The organism is Zooshikella sp. RANM57, from assembly GCF_050749885.1.
Lineage (GTDB): Bacteria > Pseudomonadota > Gammaproteobacteria > Pseudomonadales > Zooshikellaceae > Zooshikella.
The window spans coordinates 110,905-125,060 of sequence record NZ_JBOIUB010000006.1 but is presented as its reverse complement, the minus strand read 5'-3'; the positions used below and the strand labels follow the sequence as shown (position 1 = coordinate 125,060).

Here is a 14,156-nt window from a genome sequence, read left to right as displayed (position 1 = left end):
TCAAAGTGAGGGTTATCGATGTTTTTAGCCCCAGTCACTTATTAATATGCGCGCTTGGGGCATCATTACTTGATAGCTCTGTTAGCCATTTTAAGAGCTGATGTGGCTATAATATATACTCTTCGAAAGGATCTATATTTTTTTTACTGAGCTTGGTACTTAACAACTTGTCCATTAGCTAAAGTAGCCAACATTGATTGGGCTGGAAGATTAATTTTGTTGTGTGACCATGCTTTGTTGGCGAAGTTCACCCATACTTCACTGTTATCGTCGTATTGAATATAGTGAATGGTTCTTTCATTATTTAAAAAAGCAAACCGTTTAATAGCTTGAGTCGCCAACTGTTGGTGTAAAGGAGAGAAGATCTGATCAAACTTTTTGATAATAGGTAATCGCTTATTAAGTACCTCATAGTTAATGTGATAAAGTGGTGGGACTGCGTATAATAGTGAAAATAGCTCACGTTGTGGACGCAAAGAAGGAAACTTAAAATTATCATAGCACCAGTGATGAGAGGTGATGACTGCATCGTGAAAGACGGTCTGGTACAACGGCACTTTAAATTTTGGGTCAAAAACAGTGGTTCTATAGTTTGGTAATATATCTGCCGGTTTAAAGAAGAGGCTGGGTTCGTTATCAGGCCACCAGTTTCCTAAATAGTAGCTTGATTGTTTATCTTTAAACATGGATTGGTTTCCCCAACCAAAAACAGGCGTTTGTAATCCATGGGCAAAGATGATACCGCGCTGAGTGACAGCATTACCATCCTCGGAACCTAGCGGTAAACGAAAGTGATTACTGAACCATTGTAAACGGGCTTCTCTCGATAATGCCATTAGCTTTTCTGTCATGGTATGTTCTGGGTGATAATCTTCAAACACCATACCCGTAGCATCGACATCAAGAAAATAACTATTAAATTTTGCAAACTTAAGGATTTGCTTGACTCGTGTTTGGTAGTAGTCTGTTAAGCATGAAGGGTTTGTATAGCGACCTCTTTGTTTAAAGCCGGTTTTCCATTTATTATTAGCAAGCATGATGCCGCATTTCTTAAATATTTCATCGCCCATTTCTGATGACATCCAGCTACCATCAGATTCACTACCAGGAAGTGCTGTATTATATGAATCATACGCACCCACCAGATAACCGAGTTCTTTAGCTTTTTGTACAGCTTCTGGGTGGTAAAATCCTTCTCGCCAATCGTCAAGACCAAGCCAGGCTCTTTTTATGCCAGCCTTTTGAAGCTGAGTCAGTAGTCGAGAGGATAGACCATCACCCCAGTCTTTTTTATCATTCAAAAAAGGTCCAATTTTTTCATTTATTAGTGCGATAGTTGCATTAGCATGCCTAACCTGTGAGTTAATTTTATTGTCAGACTGTGGAGTGGAAGCTAGAAAGGCATTATTCAGTGTATGAATAAGCCATTTCTTTTCCCATAGAGGTAGGTTTTGTTTAGCGTTTTTTAATGCTGAACGTTGCTCTTTGGACTGTAGTGTGTTTATAAAAGCTTTACCTGCTCCACTTTTTAGCCAAGAAATCAATCCAGGCCAATTTTTAATATCATAATGGGAAAATAAAGGCATACCCCAAACATAAAAGTGACTGGCACCAATAATTTTATCACCATAATTAACATTTTTTAGTCGATGCGTTAGATTAACAAACTGCTTTTTTTTCTTCAGATATGAACGATAGAGTGTTGCACCTGAAATTATATTTTTTTGAGTATCCAAATTAATGGTGACATCAACAGGTTCGTGTAAATTTAACGCGGTGAACTTATGTGTTGCAGTTAAAGCAAGGTTCTTACCCTGGTGGCTGAATGTAATTTGATTGTTAAAGGGATTATTGAGTACCCAGTTCATCTGTAAATTATTGAATTGTTGACTCCATAATGGCAGCTTTAGGTCTTGAGTGGTGTTAACTGTTTGCAGTTCCTCAACTAGGTATTTTTGCCAGGTTGTATTATTAAGAGGGATATAGCTTCCTTCTCCTAGAGGCAGAATTAATGCATTCACATTAGTTTGAGGTTGTTGTAGCCAGGTTAATGATTGTGGTTGATCACTATGTACTGTGAATTGGAGATTGCTACCATTAAGCTGTGCCAGGAAGGTTAACTTTTGTTTTGGCCACCGCCATGCAAGTTGGTTAGTTGTTTGTTGTTTGATAGTCACCGATTGAGGTGAAATGGTTTTACTCTCGTTTAACGTTCCTCCATTGGAGAGTATGAGTGATTTCATATGGTAGGTTGCAACCATGGCAAGGGTAGAGGGTTCAATATCGACTTGCCATTGGGGGCTTTCCAAGGTTACTGCGTAACTGTTGCTACATGCTGATACCCATATTACATTAAATAAGATTTGCAGTTTTTTACGCATGTTATCTCCAGTAAAATACTTAGCTGGAGAATTAAAGCAAATCGGCTAGAGAGAATTGTCAAGATTGTGTCAAAATTACTAAGAATATTAACAATCGCCATACGTTTAAAGCATCTACTTGAAAAGGTTCGAGTTAACGTTCTTTCACTTCAGTTGCTGTTATCTTTTATTTTGTCCCTCATGTGTATTCTGGTAGGAGAGGCATTGAGTTTGCCAGTCAACGCATTTAATGATACAACTCAGCAACTGTATAGCGAGCTCAATACTAAAGTCCCATCCCATGTCGTTGCCATTGATATGTTGCAGCAATTTGATTATTCGCAACTTAACCCAGTTACAATGCATCCTCAAACGCATTTATATGAGTTGGTTGATTTACAGGCACTATATCGATTCTATCAATTGTGTGCTCAGCCACCTGAGCTGGCAATGGATAATCCTTTGGCTAAAACTAAATCGTTTATTACTGCAATGTGTTTGCAGCAGGGTCTACCGATAAGCTGGTTTGCTTCTGGTACGTTTATTCATCCAGGCGGTGGTAGTTTTGCGTTAAGATATGCAAAAGTACACCCTGAACAGTTTAACCAGTTAAAACCGTATATGCATATTCGAGAGCTCGACAATGACTACTTTACGAATGATCTTAATGATAACCAGCTTCAGGCTTTAACGCGCTCAGCACAGTGGATTCTGGGAAAACAGTTTTTATGGGTAAAATTTCCCAATGAGTATCGTCTTTACCAACATCCTCAATGGCAACCATTGGTTGATGCTCTAAATTTTGAAATACACTCAATTGAGCAACAAAAAAAGTGTAGTTTTATAGAAGGAAGTATCTGTTGGCTAGAAAAGCCACGAAATGGAATGTGGCTATATGGTGGGTTAACAATTTTAGGGTTATTGCTTTTAGGCTATATTGGTTTGGTTGTTATTACTCGGCACAAATACTATAAAGAACGACAATTTATTGTGCAGATGCTTGCTCATGAATTACGTACACCTATTACTCGTTTAGCAGGTACAGTAGAAATATTTCGAACACATTTTGATGAACTGCCAGATAATTTGCACCATGCTTTTATTCGACTCTGTAAAGACGCATTACATTTGCGTCACTTAGCTGATGCCAGTAAACAATACTTACAATTAGATTATGGCGCAAATTTACGGAAACAATATATTGAGTCATGGCATGAACTCATACAGAATGTTGTAAGTGAGTATGATGTTGATCTGGAACTGAAGGATGATAAACCAGTAAACATTAATATTTATTGGTTTACGTTAAGTCTTAAAAATTTGGTGAGTAATGCCGTTAAGCATGGTATAGGACAGGTATTAATTAAATCTTATTGTACAGAGAAAATATTAGTGGTTAAGGTGCAAGACCAAGGTAACTTAGACTCACGAAAATTGTCTCAGTTTATTAAACCATTCAATAGTCAACATGGCGTTGGGCTTGGGTTACATCTGGTTAATCAAGTTGCGCAAAAAACAGGTGGAAAATTACGTTTACAAGGACCACCAACAACATTTGTTTTAGAGGTATCCATTAATGAGTGAGACATTACTCATCGTTGAAGATGATATTGACTTGGCAAATGGTTTAATCACTTTTTTGCAGTCTCAAGGATACGCTTGTATATTTTGTAATTATCTTGATAAGGTAGATGAACTATGGAAAAAGGCTGACTTAGTTATTCTTGATCGTCAATTCTATGATATAGATACCATTAATCTATTAGCTGATTGGTTGGCGATTAAAGCAATTCCCGTGTTGATTCTAACAGCAAAAGTGGATATCAATGAGCGTGTTGCAGGGTTAGATGCCGGAGCAAGAGATTATATTACTAAGCCTTTTTCCTATAATGAATTGTTGGCACGCATCAGAGCAAACTTACGGCCTTTAAATCAGCTTGAGTGGTGTTACCAGTCTCTCAAGCTACTCCCTACACAACGTAAAGTATTCTGGAATGAAACACCACTCGTGTTGACTAAAACAGAGTTTGATTTGTTAGCCTTATTCGTGAGGGCTCCTGGAAGGGTTTATACTCGGGATGAGTTACTTAATGAAGTATGGGGTTATCAGCACTATCCCACTACGCGCACTGTAGATACACACATATTACAATTGCGAAAAAAAATTCCAGAGATAACCATTGAGTCTGTTAGAGGCGTAGGTTACCGGTTATGCACGTAAGATGTAAACGAGTTGGTATTGTTGGTTTACTTTTAAGTCATAGTGTAGTTGCTGGTTGGTTTAATCAACAGACCCCCCTTACCAAAGCTCACGAAAGTATTCTACAAGGTGATATGCCATCTTTTTGGCAAACAATGCATGATGTGTGGAACAATGAAACATTAGAGCAGTCTGAAAACTGGTTCAATTTACTGCCTGTAATGTATCAACGTCAATGTGGTCGAGATTTACCCAATAAACTACCTTTATGGCTTGAGTCTCTGGATATTCGTATTATTCAGCGAGATGAACCGTTACGGCGATATTATCGTTGGGAAATTGAAGGGTATACTAAGCAGTATATAAACTATGTAGAAATAAAAGGAAAAAATGTTCAGTTAAAGCTGGATAATCAAGTGAGACAACAGAAGCAAAGCTTTTATGGTGAATCAGAGGAGCAAGTAAAATCAATTGATGGCGGCGTTTATCAAATAACCGTTACTACAACAGCTAAAGCGCATTGGAAAGGAACTATCCTACTAGCACCATTACATAATATTCAATGGATTACTTGGCAAGGGAATAATTGGCAGTTAACTGAAGGTGTGAATAGCAATAAAGAATCTTTGATGTGTCCTCCACAGGAAATTAAAGCAGTGATGATGAAGCCTGCAAGTTATGAAGTTGTATGGCATCATCGTGCTAATGTAAACAAACGTTACTCCTTGCCTGAGTTACAGCCGGGACCTTATTGGTATTCAGTATCTCTTATTAATCATCGTTTTCAAGGTAATATTCATCTAGAAATACAACATCGAATACTGAAACGCTTCAATTAATTTTCGCAAATTTACTACTTTATAAAGAGAGTCAAAAAAACTGCCCCATTTATTTTAAACTGAGACAGTTATCTTTTTGTTTATTTGAGTAATTTAACGCATGATGGTTGACTAAGAGTCTTTGTAATGTAGTCTTGTAAATAGGTAAATTGTTTCAAATGTTCTGCTCCATGAGGTAAACGATGTAAGTAATCTAAGATAGGAGTAATAAGTGCGTCAACGATTGTAAAAATACGTTGTTCAAAGGTTTTACCGGTTTTTAGTTCATTGTTGAGTTTTGTGAGTGTATTAAGAAGTAAAGGTTCAGCAGCTTTGACTTTATCCATTCTTACCTGACCATTTTCTCCTTTTGGGAAGGCAAACTCTAAAAAATAGTTATGAATAAGAGGCAGGATAAATTCCCCTGCTAATAAACTACACCATTGATCATGCAATGCACGCTCATATGTATTCTCTGGTTGCATAGGTGGATGAGGAAAAACTTGATCAAGATATCGACAAATAGCAACTGTTTCACACAGCATAAAATCATTATGAAATAAAATAGGCACCTTACCTGCTGGATGTAGTTTTAAGTGTTGCTCACTTTTAAAGGGTACATCTTCACCCTTAATCGTTAGGCCAGCGGTATAATTGAGTCCTTTTTCTTCACACACTAATATAACGGTCTTAACAAATGGGCTAAAGAGTGGGCCGTAAATATGGAGTGACTCATTATTCATTGAAAAAGTACCTCTAGTCATTATTTCTTAGGATATGTTATTGACTGAATACTCTTTGCTAATCAAAATATGATCAAGAACATATTTTGATATTTTATGTTTTGCGGGTGTAATCAAAGATGGAAGTATAAGTATTAAGCATTTATTAGCAAAGTATGATTTAACTATTTAAATAGCAGAAAGGGAGTAGGCAATGGGTTGGAGCAAAGAACATAAACCACAGGTCCGCGATCAAATTCTAGAAAGTGCAGCTCAGCTTTTTATGAATCGCGGTTTTGATAATGTAAGTATTGATGAAGTAATGCAAAATGCAGGATTAACAAGAGGTGCATTTTATGCTCACTTTAAATCCAAATCTGAAGTTTATGCTGAGTCGATTCGAGATGCCGCATTAAAAAGTATTCATGCTCAGGAAGATGCGCCTCCTGTTAGCGAAAGAATAGTCAAATATTTAAGTTTGGAGCACAGGAAAGGAGAGTCAATGGCATGCCCTTTAGCATTTTTAGTTTCAGATGTAAGCCAGCAAAATAATACCGTAAGAGATGTTTATACTAAAGTGTTTAAAGGCTTTGTAAAAAAATTGACTGAGTCATCAAAAGAACATATATCCGATCAAGAGGCTTTGAAGTCTGCCGTGCTAATGGTGGGTGGAATGGCGGTTGCCCGTGCACTTAATGATGAGATCTTGGCTGAACAGCTATTAACTGCATGTAAACAGGCCATTGATTTATAAATAGCCCAAAATATGAAAAGTAATTTAGAGCAAGAGGTTAAAACAGCTGAGTGCTGCTGTGGTGCATGTACAGTAAGTGTTCAGGGAAATCCTGTTATGAAACAAAATGTGCTTGGCTAACACTACCAAGCAATTGGAAAACATCATTAGTTGAAGACAGGTAACGTAGGTTTAATCTACGAGTAAATGCTGTTCTAGCGTTTCAGATATTGGGTAGCTACGCTCCTCAGGTAGTTTGTGTTTGGCTTCTATTAGTTGATTCATACTGATTAACTGATGAATTTCAGTGGCAAGTTCGGTGACGTCTGTGATGGACTGAATCCATTCGTTAACATATAACTGCACAGCTTCCTTAGTTAAACCAATTTGAATGGCTCTATACGCTTGTGGCTGCAAATGCAGATCTCGTTCAGGGTCCCACTGAATTCGAACTGGGGTTGCATCTTTGAGCTTTAACCATTCGTTTTTATCTGCGTACTCTTTGGCTTGGTCACTTAACAGGCTGTGAGTAAGTGCCCATTCAAAACCTTCTCGTGTAATATCAATGGCAAGAATACGATTTTGCCCGCTATCTTTTTGACCCCATCCAGACCGATACATCATCCAAAGGAATGAAGGTTTAATCCAGGTCATTCGCTCCATTTTGAATGGAGGAGATACAAACGTACCGTGAGCAATTGCAGCATTGGCAATAGCATGGTTATAAGCCTGGTAAACCCGAATTGTTTTGTCATTATAAAGTGCCCGAATTTGTCGAGTTGGAATATCTGCCATTTATTCTCCAATATGTAGCTATTAATATTATTTGTGAAGGGTATAGTATTGACATTTAAATATATCTGCAATAGAGTTTGCGCTCCTTTAATCAATGCTTCTGGACATCGGCCCCCAGAAGGTTTACTGATTTGGCCGTTGTAAATGTTTATATGTCAACATTGTAAATCGCAAGTTTCTGCCAAAGAACCATCCTACCTGTTTACTTTTAAAACCAGAGATAAGCTTTATCCTGCCAGAGCTTTAGCCAATAAGTATCGGCAAGAACATAAAATACTGATGATCCTGGTGGTGTAGGCGTTGAAACTGCTGAAGAAAAACTGGTTTGTAAGCTGTGTTATCACGCATTAAAGCAGTTAGAATCATCTAATGGCCGCTGAGTGCTAAAAACAGCTAGACTTCTACCTGCTATTAGTTATCTTTGTAGTTAACAGTTTTCCGGCTATCTATTAGTTAAAATAAGGTAGGTAGCCAAGGTAATTGTATATAAAAATGATTAAATGACGCGTATATATGCTAGGGCCTGTTAACACTATTTGAATATCACTGTTATGAAGGTAAAAGCGCTAATCTAGGCGCGAAGCGTGAAGTTTAGTTGTTCTAAATGAACAATGAGCAACAACGAGTAGTGTTTTTATCATCATAACCCTTTGGGCCGTGATTATTTTTCCACCTAGCGGTGTTACAAGTCATTTATGTAGAATGACTACACGGCATTCCTTGTGCCTTGCTAGGCGAAAAAATAGTCTACGGCAGTGGTGATTCAAATAGTGTTAACAGACCCTAGAAAATAAATTATGAAAGTAGTTATTATTGGTAATAGTGGCAGCGGTAAAACTTGGCTTGCAAATGAGATAAGTCAAAGTTTGTCTATACCGAAAGTGTCGCTGGATGACTTGTTTTGGCAACAAGGTGGGTATGCTCAAAAGCGGGATGTTCAGGAAATAAATTACTTAATAAATGAAAGTAAAAAAGAGCCCGCATGGATTGTAGAAGGGGTTTTTGGGGAGCTTGCAAAAGAATATTTAAATATTGCTGATTGTCTGGTTTGGCTCGACTTTGGATGGCATATTTGTAAACAGCGTATTCTTAACAGGGTAGGAGAAAATACTAAAGAGCCTAACGGTAAGCAAACAAAACAATCATTAAATGCTTTATTACAATGGGCTGAACAGTATTATGAAAGGCAAGACTTACGTTCATATTATGGTCATAAAAAGACTTTTGAGTTCTTTAGTCGAAGTAAGACTCATATTCAGTCTGAAAATGAGATTTATAAGCTGATTGATAAGTTAGTGAAAAAATAACTATTTGAGATTGATTGAAGATAATTAGTAAGAACTGCTACTGTAAATATGTGCTTTATACTGCTTAATAGGTATATAATATTTTTGCAGAATAATGTGTCAAAATACTTTTCATTAATAATTCGATCTTAACTCATTAAACTGTTTTATTCAAAAAGTGCTCTTCGCTTCAGGCCTTTCCTATTTTGGCTTTTTTCTTGCCTTATACAGTGTGTTTTTAAATTAAAGGATTATGAATTTTTGTTTCAAGGAGGATTAGCCTTAATACACTGGAGATTAGCAATGACAAAAATATTAAGTGTAATAATCATAACTTTATTTGCAATAATCACGTCACAAAGCCAAGCGGGTTTAATCTATGGTATCCAACTAAATAATCCAAATTTGGTACTTGTGGATACAATGACGGGTTTTATTAGTAATGTAGGTCTATTACCTGCAGGAGCTAATGTCCTTGATCCTGTACAAGGCTTAACGGGCATGGCAAATGGTACGCTACTTTACACCGATGGTAATACATTACCCGGTGTGCATATGCTCAACCCAAGTAATGCAGGATTAATAATGACCTATGCGCTACCTGGTGTTGGGAATCGTGGTGGATTAACTTTTGATACACCAAGTAACTCGTTATTCTCGGTCAATAATGGTGGACCAATAGTTCAACAGTCTGGATTGGGAGGAGTGGTGAATACAGGATTTATACCTACAATTGGGCCATTTTTCCCTGGAGGAATGGGGGGCGATGATTTGGGAAGACATTTTGCGCAAGGACGTAATACAATCGTTGGAGGTAACTTTATTAATGAATTTAACCCTGTTACAGGCGCAGTGTTAAATACACTTCCACTTCCTAATAATGCTGATATATCAGGTATTGCTTTTGATGGTACTTTTTTGTATGTATCAGAGTTATCGACAAATATATTGTATACCTTGGATCCGAATACTGGCGTGGTATTTCACTTTGTACCTTATACAGGAGGAGTGTTAACTGCTTTAGCATTTACGACCGTTCCAGAGCCTTCATCCTTAGCGCTCTTTAGTTTAGTTTGCTTGGGACTGTTGATAATACGAAGAAAAAATCTTATATGAGAATCATGCAATGGCTAGCCTTGCTATTTTAGGCTAGCGCTAAGCGTGGCATTATTCGTTGACAGGATATGAGCTGATAAAAGTAAGATGGAATACACTATCGTCTATGGTGATATTTTTAATATTAGTAATATAGATCCTGAACAATTCTATCCTGTCCAGGATCAGTCTTAACAGGTTTATTCCATATAAGCCTTAATCGCTAAATAAATAGCGTTATCGATTTGTGCGAGGATTTGCTGTGAAGTTACATTTTCTGGTACATCCATAGGCGTATGAAAAAGGGGGCCTGTACCAACAAAAGACAGTAATGGGGCATTTGATTCTTTGGACCATATTCCAGCTTCTCCATTCCAAGCGGAAGGGTTGAGTACAGCTGGTAGGTCTGCAGTAGCAAGTGCAGGCTTCATAAGATCGAATTTATCTTCATTCATACGGACATACAAAGAACGACCAGAGTCTACTATTTCACTGGCATCATTCACACCAGGAGCCAATTTAAATTCACCACTTTTAGGATCCTTAACCCCTAAGGCAACATTTGCACCCAAGTGAATTATGATTTCTGGATCTATATCATTTTGTTTGGCAAACGCCTCTACGCCGATATAATTCAAGATTTCATGTCCTGGAGAGCCTACAACCATCACTGGATACTCTTTGCTTAAACGTTGTGCCAAGCTAAAGGCTACGGCAATCCCCGTAGCGCGCTCTGCAGCACAGTTAAACCAGCCACTCAAAGGTGTTGCAAGGAGAATTGGTTTTTGATTATGACCTTTTTTACCAAAATAGCCGACGATATTTTCACTGCTGCACGCATGCATTCTAGCATTATAATGAACTTTTAAAGTAGATCCTTGTGCAGCTTTCAGTGGCTGATAATACTCTTTTTGTACAAGTGCTACGGGTAAGCCACTCCCCAACTCTGGAGCCCGATTAGGGCTGGCGATTTGATTTACTTTATTATCTACGGCCACAATTAATAACTCACTTCCCACAGCCTTGGCTGATAGAATTGCATCTTCGAGTATAGGGTTAGTACTGTCGCCTTTTAGTACTGGGACTTGTACCACATGTGGGGTCTGTGTAGTAATTTCACCTATCGCTTCATAATATAACGGTAGGGAAGGAATCTCCTTTCCATTCAGCAATACCTTTGATTTACCCTCAAAGCGTTGAAATTCAAAAGTTTGTAACTCAGTTTCAGCTCCTAGCGCTTTAAGCTTTTCATCAAACCAATTTATGGTTTCTTTATCAACCTTAGTGCCAACGCGATGAATTCCCATATCACTGTAATTTTTTACAAGCTCATATAGTGTTTCTCTGATATCAACAGACGATTTTGTCATTCTTACTTTCCTGTAAACTTATTTCCTGATTATGTATTGATTTCGATAAAGCAACTGCAAGCTTGAGTTAACTAATTTAAAGCTAGAGTAAACTTTAACAGCCATATTTTATTTGATTGTAGGGTTTTGGCCTAGACCTAATTATATGCTACAGGTAGGATATAGTATATAAGCTTATAATGAAGGGTTTGCAGTGGAGCTAGTTTGATTTGTTAAGAATAGCGCGAATAAAAATAATTCGTGAAAGCTATAAAACAAAGTGAAATGTGATTCCGTTAATCAAAACGGTTGTAGTAGAATTGTCAATAATTCGTGTGAGTCGCCATAAAATTGTAGTATGGATATTTAGTCTGTAGTAACTTAATAGAAACTTTTATTTATTATTTGGAGAGCTTTACTTTAACATGCAAGTTTATGCACCAATTGACTACGAAGGGCGAGATTTACGAGTTGGAGACTGGGTGAGAGTTATTGCTGCTCCTCTTTCAATAAAAGGTATGCCTGCCGAATCACTAGAAGCGTTTTCAAAAGCTATAGGCCATACATTTCAAATAGAAGAGTTTGATGAGTCAGGGTGTTTATATCTTGATATGTACCCAAAAGTTAGTGGCGATTCAATCTTTATTGAACCTTACTGTGTGAGTAGGTTTAGACGTTACAAAAAACTCAGTAAATCCTTTCTAAAAAAACAAGCTGAATTAAATGCTACTCGAGAGCCATCCTTTGAAATGAAATTTGAGATTGTCGCTCACCATAATGTAGATTTGGAGACGCTAGGTCTTAAACTTATTAGTAGTGATGGTTTGACAGGAGGTTTTGCTGTTTGGCCTGAACAGCATCGAATAAGTGGATCTGTTAGTATTGAGAGTAAAAATAAAAATGCGGTAGCAATACTTGAAAAGATAAAGGTAGATATGAAAAACAATCACGAAATTGCGTCAATATTTGTTTCGGACATACAGCTAAATGATAAGTCTTAATTGGTGATATGAATTCCTTGTACCTCATAAGTCTTTCATGTGGATAAGTCTGTCTTTTAAGAGAAATTATTAATAAAAGGTATACTTAGAGGAGTCCTTAGAGCTTTAGTTGTACTTAATTACAATAATAGGGAGAAGAAATGACTGATATTGTCGTTAAACGAGGCTGGGATATTGTTCAAGCTAAAAAAATTGCAATGCTTTATGATGAGGCATTTGGTTTTAAATTCTCTGGAGCCACTGCAAATAAAGAATCACGTATTCGTATTTTGTCAAAAAGCTTTATTCCTGACTTTTCATATGTAGCGGTTATTGATCATGAAATTGTTGGCCTGGCTGGCTTTCAGACATACTATGGCGCTCTTACTGGAGGGATGAACTTAAATGTTTTAATTGATGAGCTTGGGTTGGCGAGAGGTGCTTGGGCTGCCATTGTACTCAGTTTATTTGAGCGAAAGCCAAAAGCACAAGAGCTTGTTATGGATGGCATTGTGGTCGATAGTCAGTTTCGCGGAAAAGGCATTGGGTCTATGCTATTGGATAAAATAGTTTATCATGCCCATCAAAACGGATATAACTCCGTGAGGTTAGATGTAATAGATAGTAATCCTAAAGCGAAGAACCTCTATGAGTCTAAAGGTTTTGTGTCTACTCACTCAGAACGTTTTCCTTATTTAGAGTGGCTGATAGGTTTTACTGGTGCAACGACAATGGTTAAAGAGGTGGCTTAGACATGCTTAGGCCAAGTAGTTTTTCAACTAGAAGTTCAGCGTGCGACTTATTGCCCAAGCGTTGTTTTTTCCTGTGTTGCTATCCAAAAAGTGAACAAAATGATTAAAGAGTATCTAAATATATGCATTTTCATAGTAGTTGTCTATCTACTGCTTGCTTTAGCGCTATTTTTGTTTCAACGAAATTTTCTCTACTACCCTGAAAGCTTTAAACCATCAGGAAAGTTATTAGCTGAGAATAATTTAAAATTCTGGCCATCTTCAAAAAACTATCGTGGTTTTATAGCAAAAGGGGGATCGGAAAATACAAAAGGTACAGTTATCGTCTTTCACGGGAATGCTGGAACAGCTTATCATCGTATTTTTTACATAAATGCTTTATCACAATACGGCTTTAGAGTTATTTTAGCTGAATATCCTGGATACGGTGGTCGTGAAGGTCAACCAAGTGAATCCGTTTTAGTGAATGATGCTTTAGAAACGATCAAACTGGCATACCAGACCTATGGTGAGCCTTTATATCTTTGGGGAGAGTCATTGGGTAGTGGTGTTGTTTCGGGAGCAATTGCTAAAGTTGATGTTCCGATTAATGGTTTAACACTGTTTACCCCTTGGGATTCACTACCTAATCTAGCTCAGACCCACTATTGGTATCTACCAGCTCGCTGGTTAGTGTTAGACCAGTTTAATAGTGTTGAAAATCTTCGACAATTTAAGGGTAAAGTTGCTGTTATTCTTGCTGAGAGGGATGAAGTTATCCCTGTAAAGCATGGGAAAGAATTATACAAATCCATCAATACACGTAAGAAAGTTTGGTCATTTGAAGATGCGGGACATAATTCAGTACCGATTGCAGCAAGAGAATTATGGTGGAAAGAAGTAAGCGATTTTCTTACTCAATAAGTTAACTTTTTTGTAGAAGCCTTCTTTCTTAGTTCAGCGTTGTTTATCAAGATAATTGTCGCCTATCTGACCTACACGACCACGAAGCATGTATTGTAAATGAGTGTGGTGTAATGTACTAATTTGTAATAAGAGCTATGAAATTAATGGAAAAAAATAATGA

13 protein-coding genes are annotated in these 14,156 nt (G+C 37.4%); 9 read left to right on the top strand and 4 right to left on the bottom strand.

What is annotated here, in order from left to right; translation table 11 throughout:
- Positions 1 to 143: 143 nt before the first annotated feature.
- Positions 144 to 2,381, bottom strand: a complete 2,238-nt coding sequence (locus ACQ96U_RS14040; protein WP_431721896.1) for a glycoside hydrolase — start codon at positions 2,379 to 2,381, stop codon at positions 144 to 146.
- A 204-nt stretch (positions 2,382 to 2,585) separates the two neighbouring features.
- On the opposite strand from ACQ96U_RS14040, the gene ACQ96U_RS14035 reads away from it, so the two are divergent.
- The 3 genes from ACQ96U_RS14035 to ACQ96U_RS14025 are packed head-to-tail and all read left to right on the top strand — an operon-like array spanning position 2,586 to position 5,399.
- Entirely contained in the window at positions 2,586 to 3,944 is a 1,359-nt protein-coding gene (locus tag ACQ96U_RS14035; RefSeq protein ID WP_431721895.1) for a DUF3404 domain-containing protein, read from the top strand.
- On the top strand, positions 3,937 to 4,581 hold the full coding sequence (locus ACQ96U_RS14030) for a response regulator transcription factor (protein ID WP_431721894.1): 645 nt from the start codon (positions 3,937 to 3,939) through the stop codon (positions 4,579 to 4,581). The genes ACQ96U_RS14035 and ACQ96U_RS14030 overlap by 8 nt, the downstream gene beginning before the upstream one ends.
- Positions 4,572 to 5,399 carry a DUF2861 family protein gene (locus ACQ96U_RS14025; RefSeq protein WP_431721893.1) on the top strand — a complete coding sequence of 276 codons (828 nt, stop codon included), beginning with the start codon at positions 4,572 to 4,574 and terminating at the stop codon, positions 5,397 to 5,399. Before ACQ96U_RS14030 ends, ACQ96U_RS14025 begins: the two co-directional genes overlap by 10 nt.
- Positions 5,400 to 5,479: 80 nt before the next feature.
- Here ACQ96U_RS14025 and ACQ96U_RS14020 read toward each other — a convergent pair whose 3' ends face one another.
- Positions 5,480 to 6,121, bottom strand: a complete 642-nt coding sequence (locus tag ACQ96U_RS14020) for a glutathione S-transferase family protein (RefSeq protein ID WP_431721892.1) — start codon at positions 6,119 to 6,121, stop codon at positions 5,480 to 5,482.
- 193 nt (positions 6,122 to 6,314) lie between these two features.
- On the opposite strand from ACQ96U_RS14020, the gene ACQ96U_RS14015 reads away from it, so the two are divergent.
- The gene (locus ACQ96U_RS14015; RefSeq protein ID WP_431721891.1) at positions 6,315 to 6,854 is read left to right on the top strand and encodes a TetR/AcrR family transcriptional regulator; all 540 of its coding nucleotides are present in this window, start codon (positions 6,315 to 6,317) and stop codon (positions 6,852 to 6,854) included.
- A gap of 171 nt (positions 6,855 to 7,025) precedes the next feature.
- Here ACQ96U_RS14015 and ACQ96U_RS14010 read toward each other — a convergent pair whose 3' ends face one another.
- Complete coding sequence (locus tag ACQ96U_RS14010) at positions 7,026 to 7,628, bottom strand: DUF4291 domain-containing protein (RefSeq protein WP_431721890.1); 603 nt, start codon at positions 7,626 to 7,628, stop codon at positions 7,026 to 7,028.
- Positions 7,629 to 8,425: 797 nt separating this feature from the next.
- On the opposite strand from ACQ96U_RS14010, the gene ACQ96U_RS14005 reads away from it, so the two are divergent.
- Positions 8,426 to 8,935, top strand: coding sequence for a hypothetical protein (locus ACQ96U_RS14005; protein ID WP_431721889.1), 510 nt, complete (start codon positions 8,426 to 8,428; stop codon positions 8,933 to 8,935).
- A 282-nt stretch (positions 8,936 to 9,217) separates the two neighbouring features.
- Complete coding sequence (locus tag ACQ96U_RS14000; protein ID WP_431721888.1) at positions 9,218 to 10,030, top strand: PEP-CTERM sorting domain-containing protein; 813 nt, start codon at positions 9,218 to 9,220, stop codon at positions 10,028 to 10,030.
- Positions 10,031 to 10,209: 179 nt separating this feature from the next.
- Here ACQ96U_RS14000 and ACQ96U_RS13995 read toward each other — a convergent pair whose 3' ends face one another.
- Entirely contained in the window at positions 10,210 to 11,379 is a 1,170-nt protein-coding gene (locus tag ACQ96U_RS13995) for a hypothetical protein (RefSeq protein WP_431721887.1), read from the bottom strand.
- Positions 11,380 to 11,783: 404 nt separating this feature from the next.
- Here ACQ96U_RS13995 and ACQ96U_RS13990 point away from each other — a divergent pair, with 404 nt between their 5' ends.
- The 3 genes from ACQ96U_RS13990 to ACQ96U_RS13980 all read left to right on the top strand — a co-directional run bounded on the left by ACQ96U_RS13990 (position 11,784) and on the right by ACQ96U_RS13980 (position 13,993).
- The gene (locus tag ACQ96U_RS13990; protein ID WP_431721886.1) at positions 11,784 to 12,359 is read left to right on the top strand and encodes a hypothetical protein; all 576 of its coding nucleotides are present in this window, start codon (positions 11,784 to 11,786) and stop codon (positions 12,357 to 12,359) included.
- A 140-nt stretch (positions 12,360 to 12,499) separates the two neighbouring features.
- The gene (locus ACQ96U_RS13985; protein ID WP_431721885.1) at positions 12,500 to 13,090 is read left to right on the top strand and encodes a GNAT family N-acetyltransferase; all 591 of its coding nucleotides are present in this window, start codon (positions 12,500 to 12,502) and stop codon (positions 13,088 to 13,090) included.
- A 99-nt stretch (positions 13,091 to 13,189) separates the two neighbouring features.
- Positions 13,190 to 13,993, top strand: coding sequence for an alpha/beta hydrolase (locus ACQ96U_RS13980; RefSeq protein WP_431721884.1), 804 nt, complete (start codon positions 13,190 to 13,192; stop codon positions 13,991 to 13,993).
- Positions 13,994 to 14,156 lie beyond the last annotated feature (163 nt).

Coding starts and splice junctions, on each gene's coding strand:
- ACQ96U_RS14040 (WP_431721896.1), bottom strand. CDS start 2,381: ATGCGTAAAAAACTGCAAATCTTATTTAATGTAATATGGGTATCAGCA.
- ACQ96U_RS14030 (WP_431721894.1), top strand. CDS start 3,937: ATGAGTGAGACATTACTCATCGTTGAAGATGATATTGACTTGGCAAAT.
- ACQ96U_RS14025 (WP_431721893.1), top strand. CDS start 4,572: ATGCACGTAAGATGTAAACGAGTTGGTATTGTTGGTTTACTTTTAAGT.
- ACQ96U_RS14020 (WP_431721892.1), bottom strand. CDS start 6,121: ATGAATAATGAGTCACTCCATATTTACGGCCCACTCTTTAGCCCATTT.
- ACQ96U_RS14015 (WP_431721891.1), top strand. CDS start 6,315: ATGGGTTGGAGCAAAGAACATAAACCACAGGTCCGCGATCAAATTCTA.
- ACQ96U_RS14010 (WP_431721890.1), bottom strand. CDS start 7,628: ATGGCAGATATTCCAACTCGACAAATTCGGGCACTTTATAATGACAAA.
- ACQ96U_RS14005 (WP_431721889.1), top strand. CDS start 8,426: ATGAAAGTAGTTATTATTGGTAATAGTGGCAGCGGTAAAACTTGGCTT.
- ACQ96U_RS14000 (WP_431721888.1), top strand. CDS start 9,218: ATGACAAAAATATTAAGTGTAATAATCATAACTTTATTTGCAATAATC.
- ACQ96U_RS13995 (WP_431721887.1), bottom strand. CDS start 11,379: ATGACAAAATCGTCTGTTGATATCAGAGAAACACTATATGAGCTTGTA.
- ACQ96U_RS13990 (WP_431721886.1), top strand. CDS start 11,784: ATGCAAGTTTATGCACCAATTGACTACGAAGGGCGAGATTTACGAGTT.
- ACQ96U_RS13985 (WP_431721885.1), top strand. CDS start 12,500: ATGACTGATATTGTCGTTAAACGAGGCTGGGATATTGTTCAAGCTAAA.
- ACQ96U_RS13980 (WP_431721884.1), top strand. CDS start 13,190: ATGATTAAAGAGTATCTAAATATATGCATTTTCATAGTAGTTGTCTAT.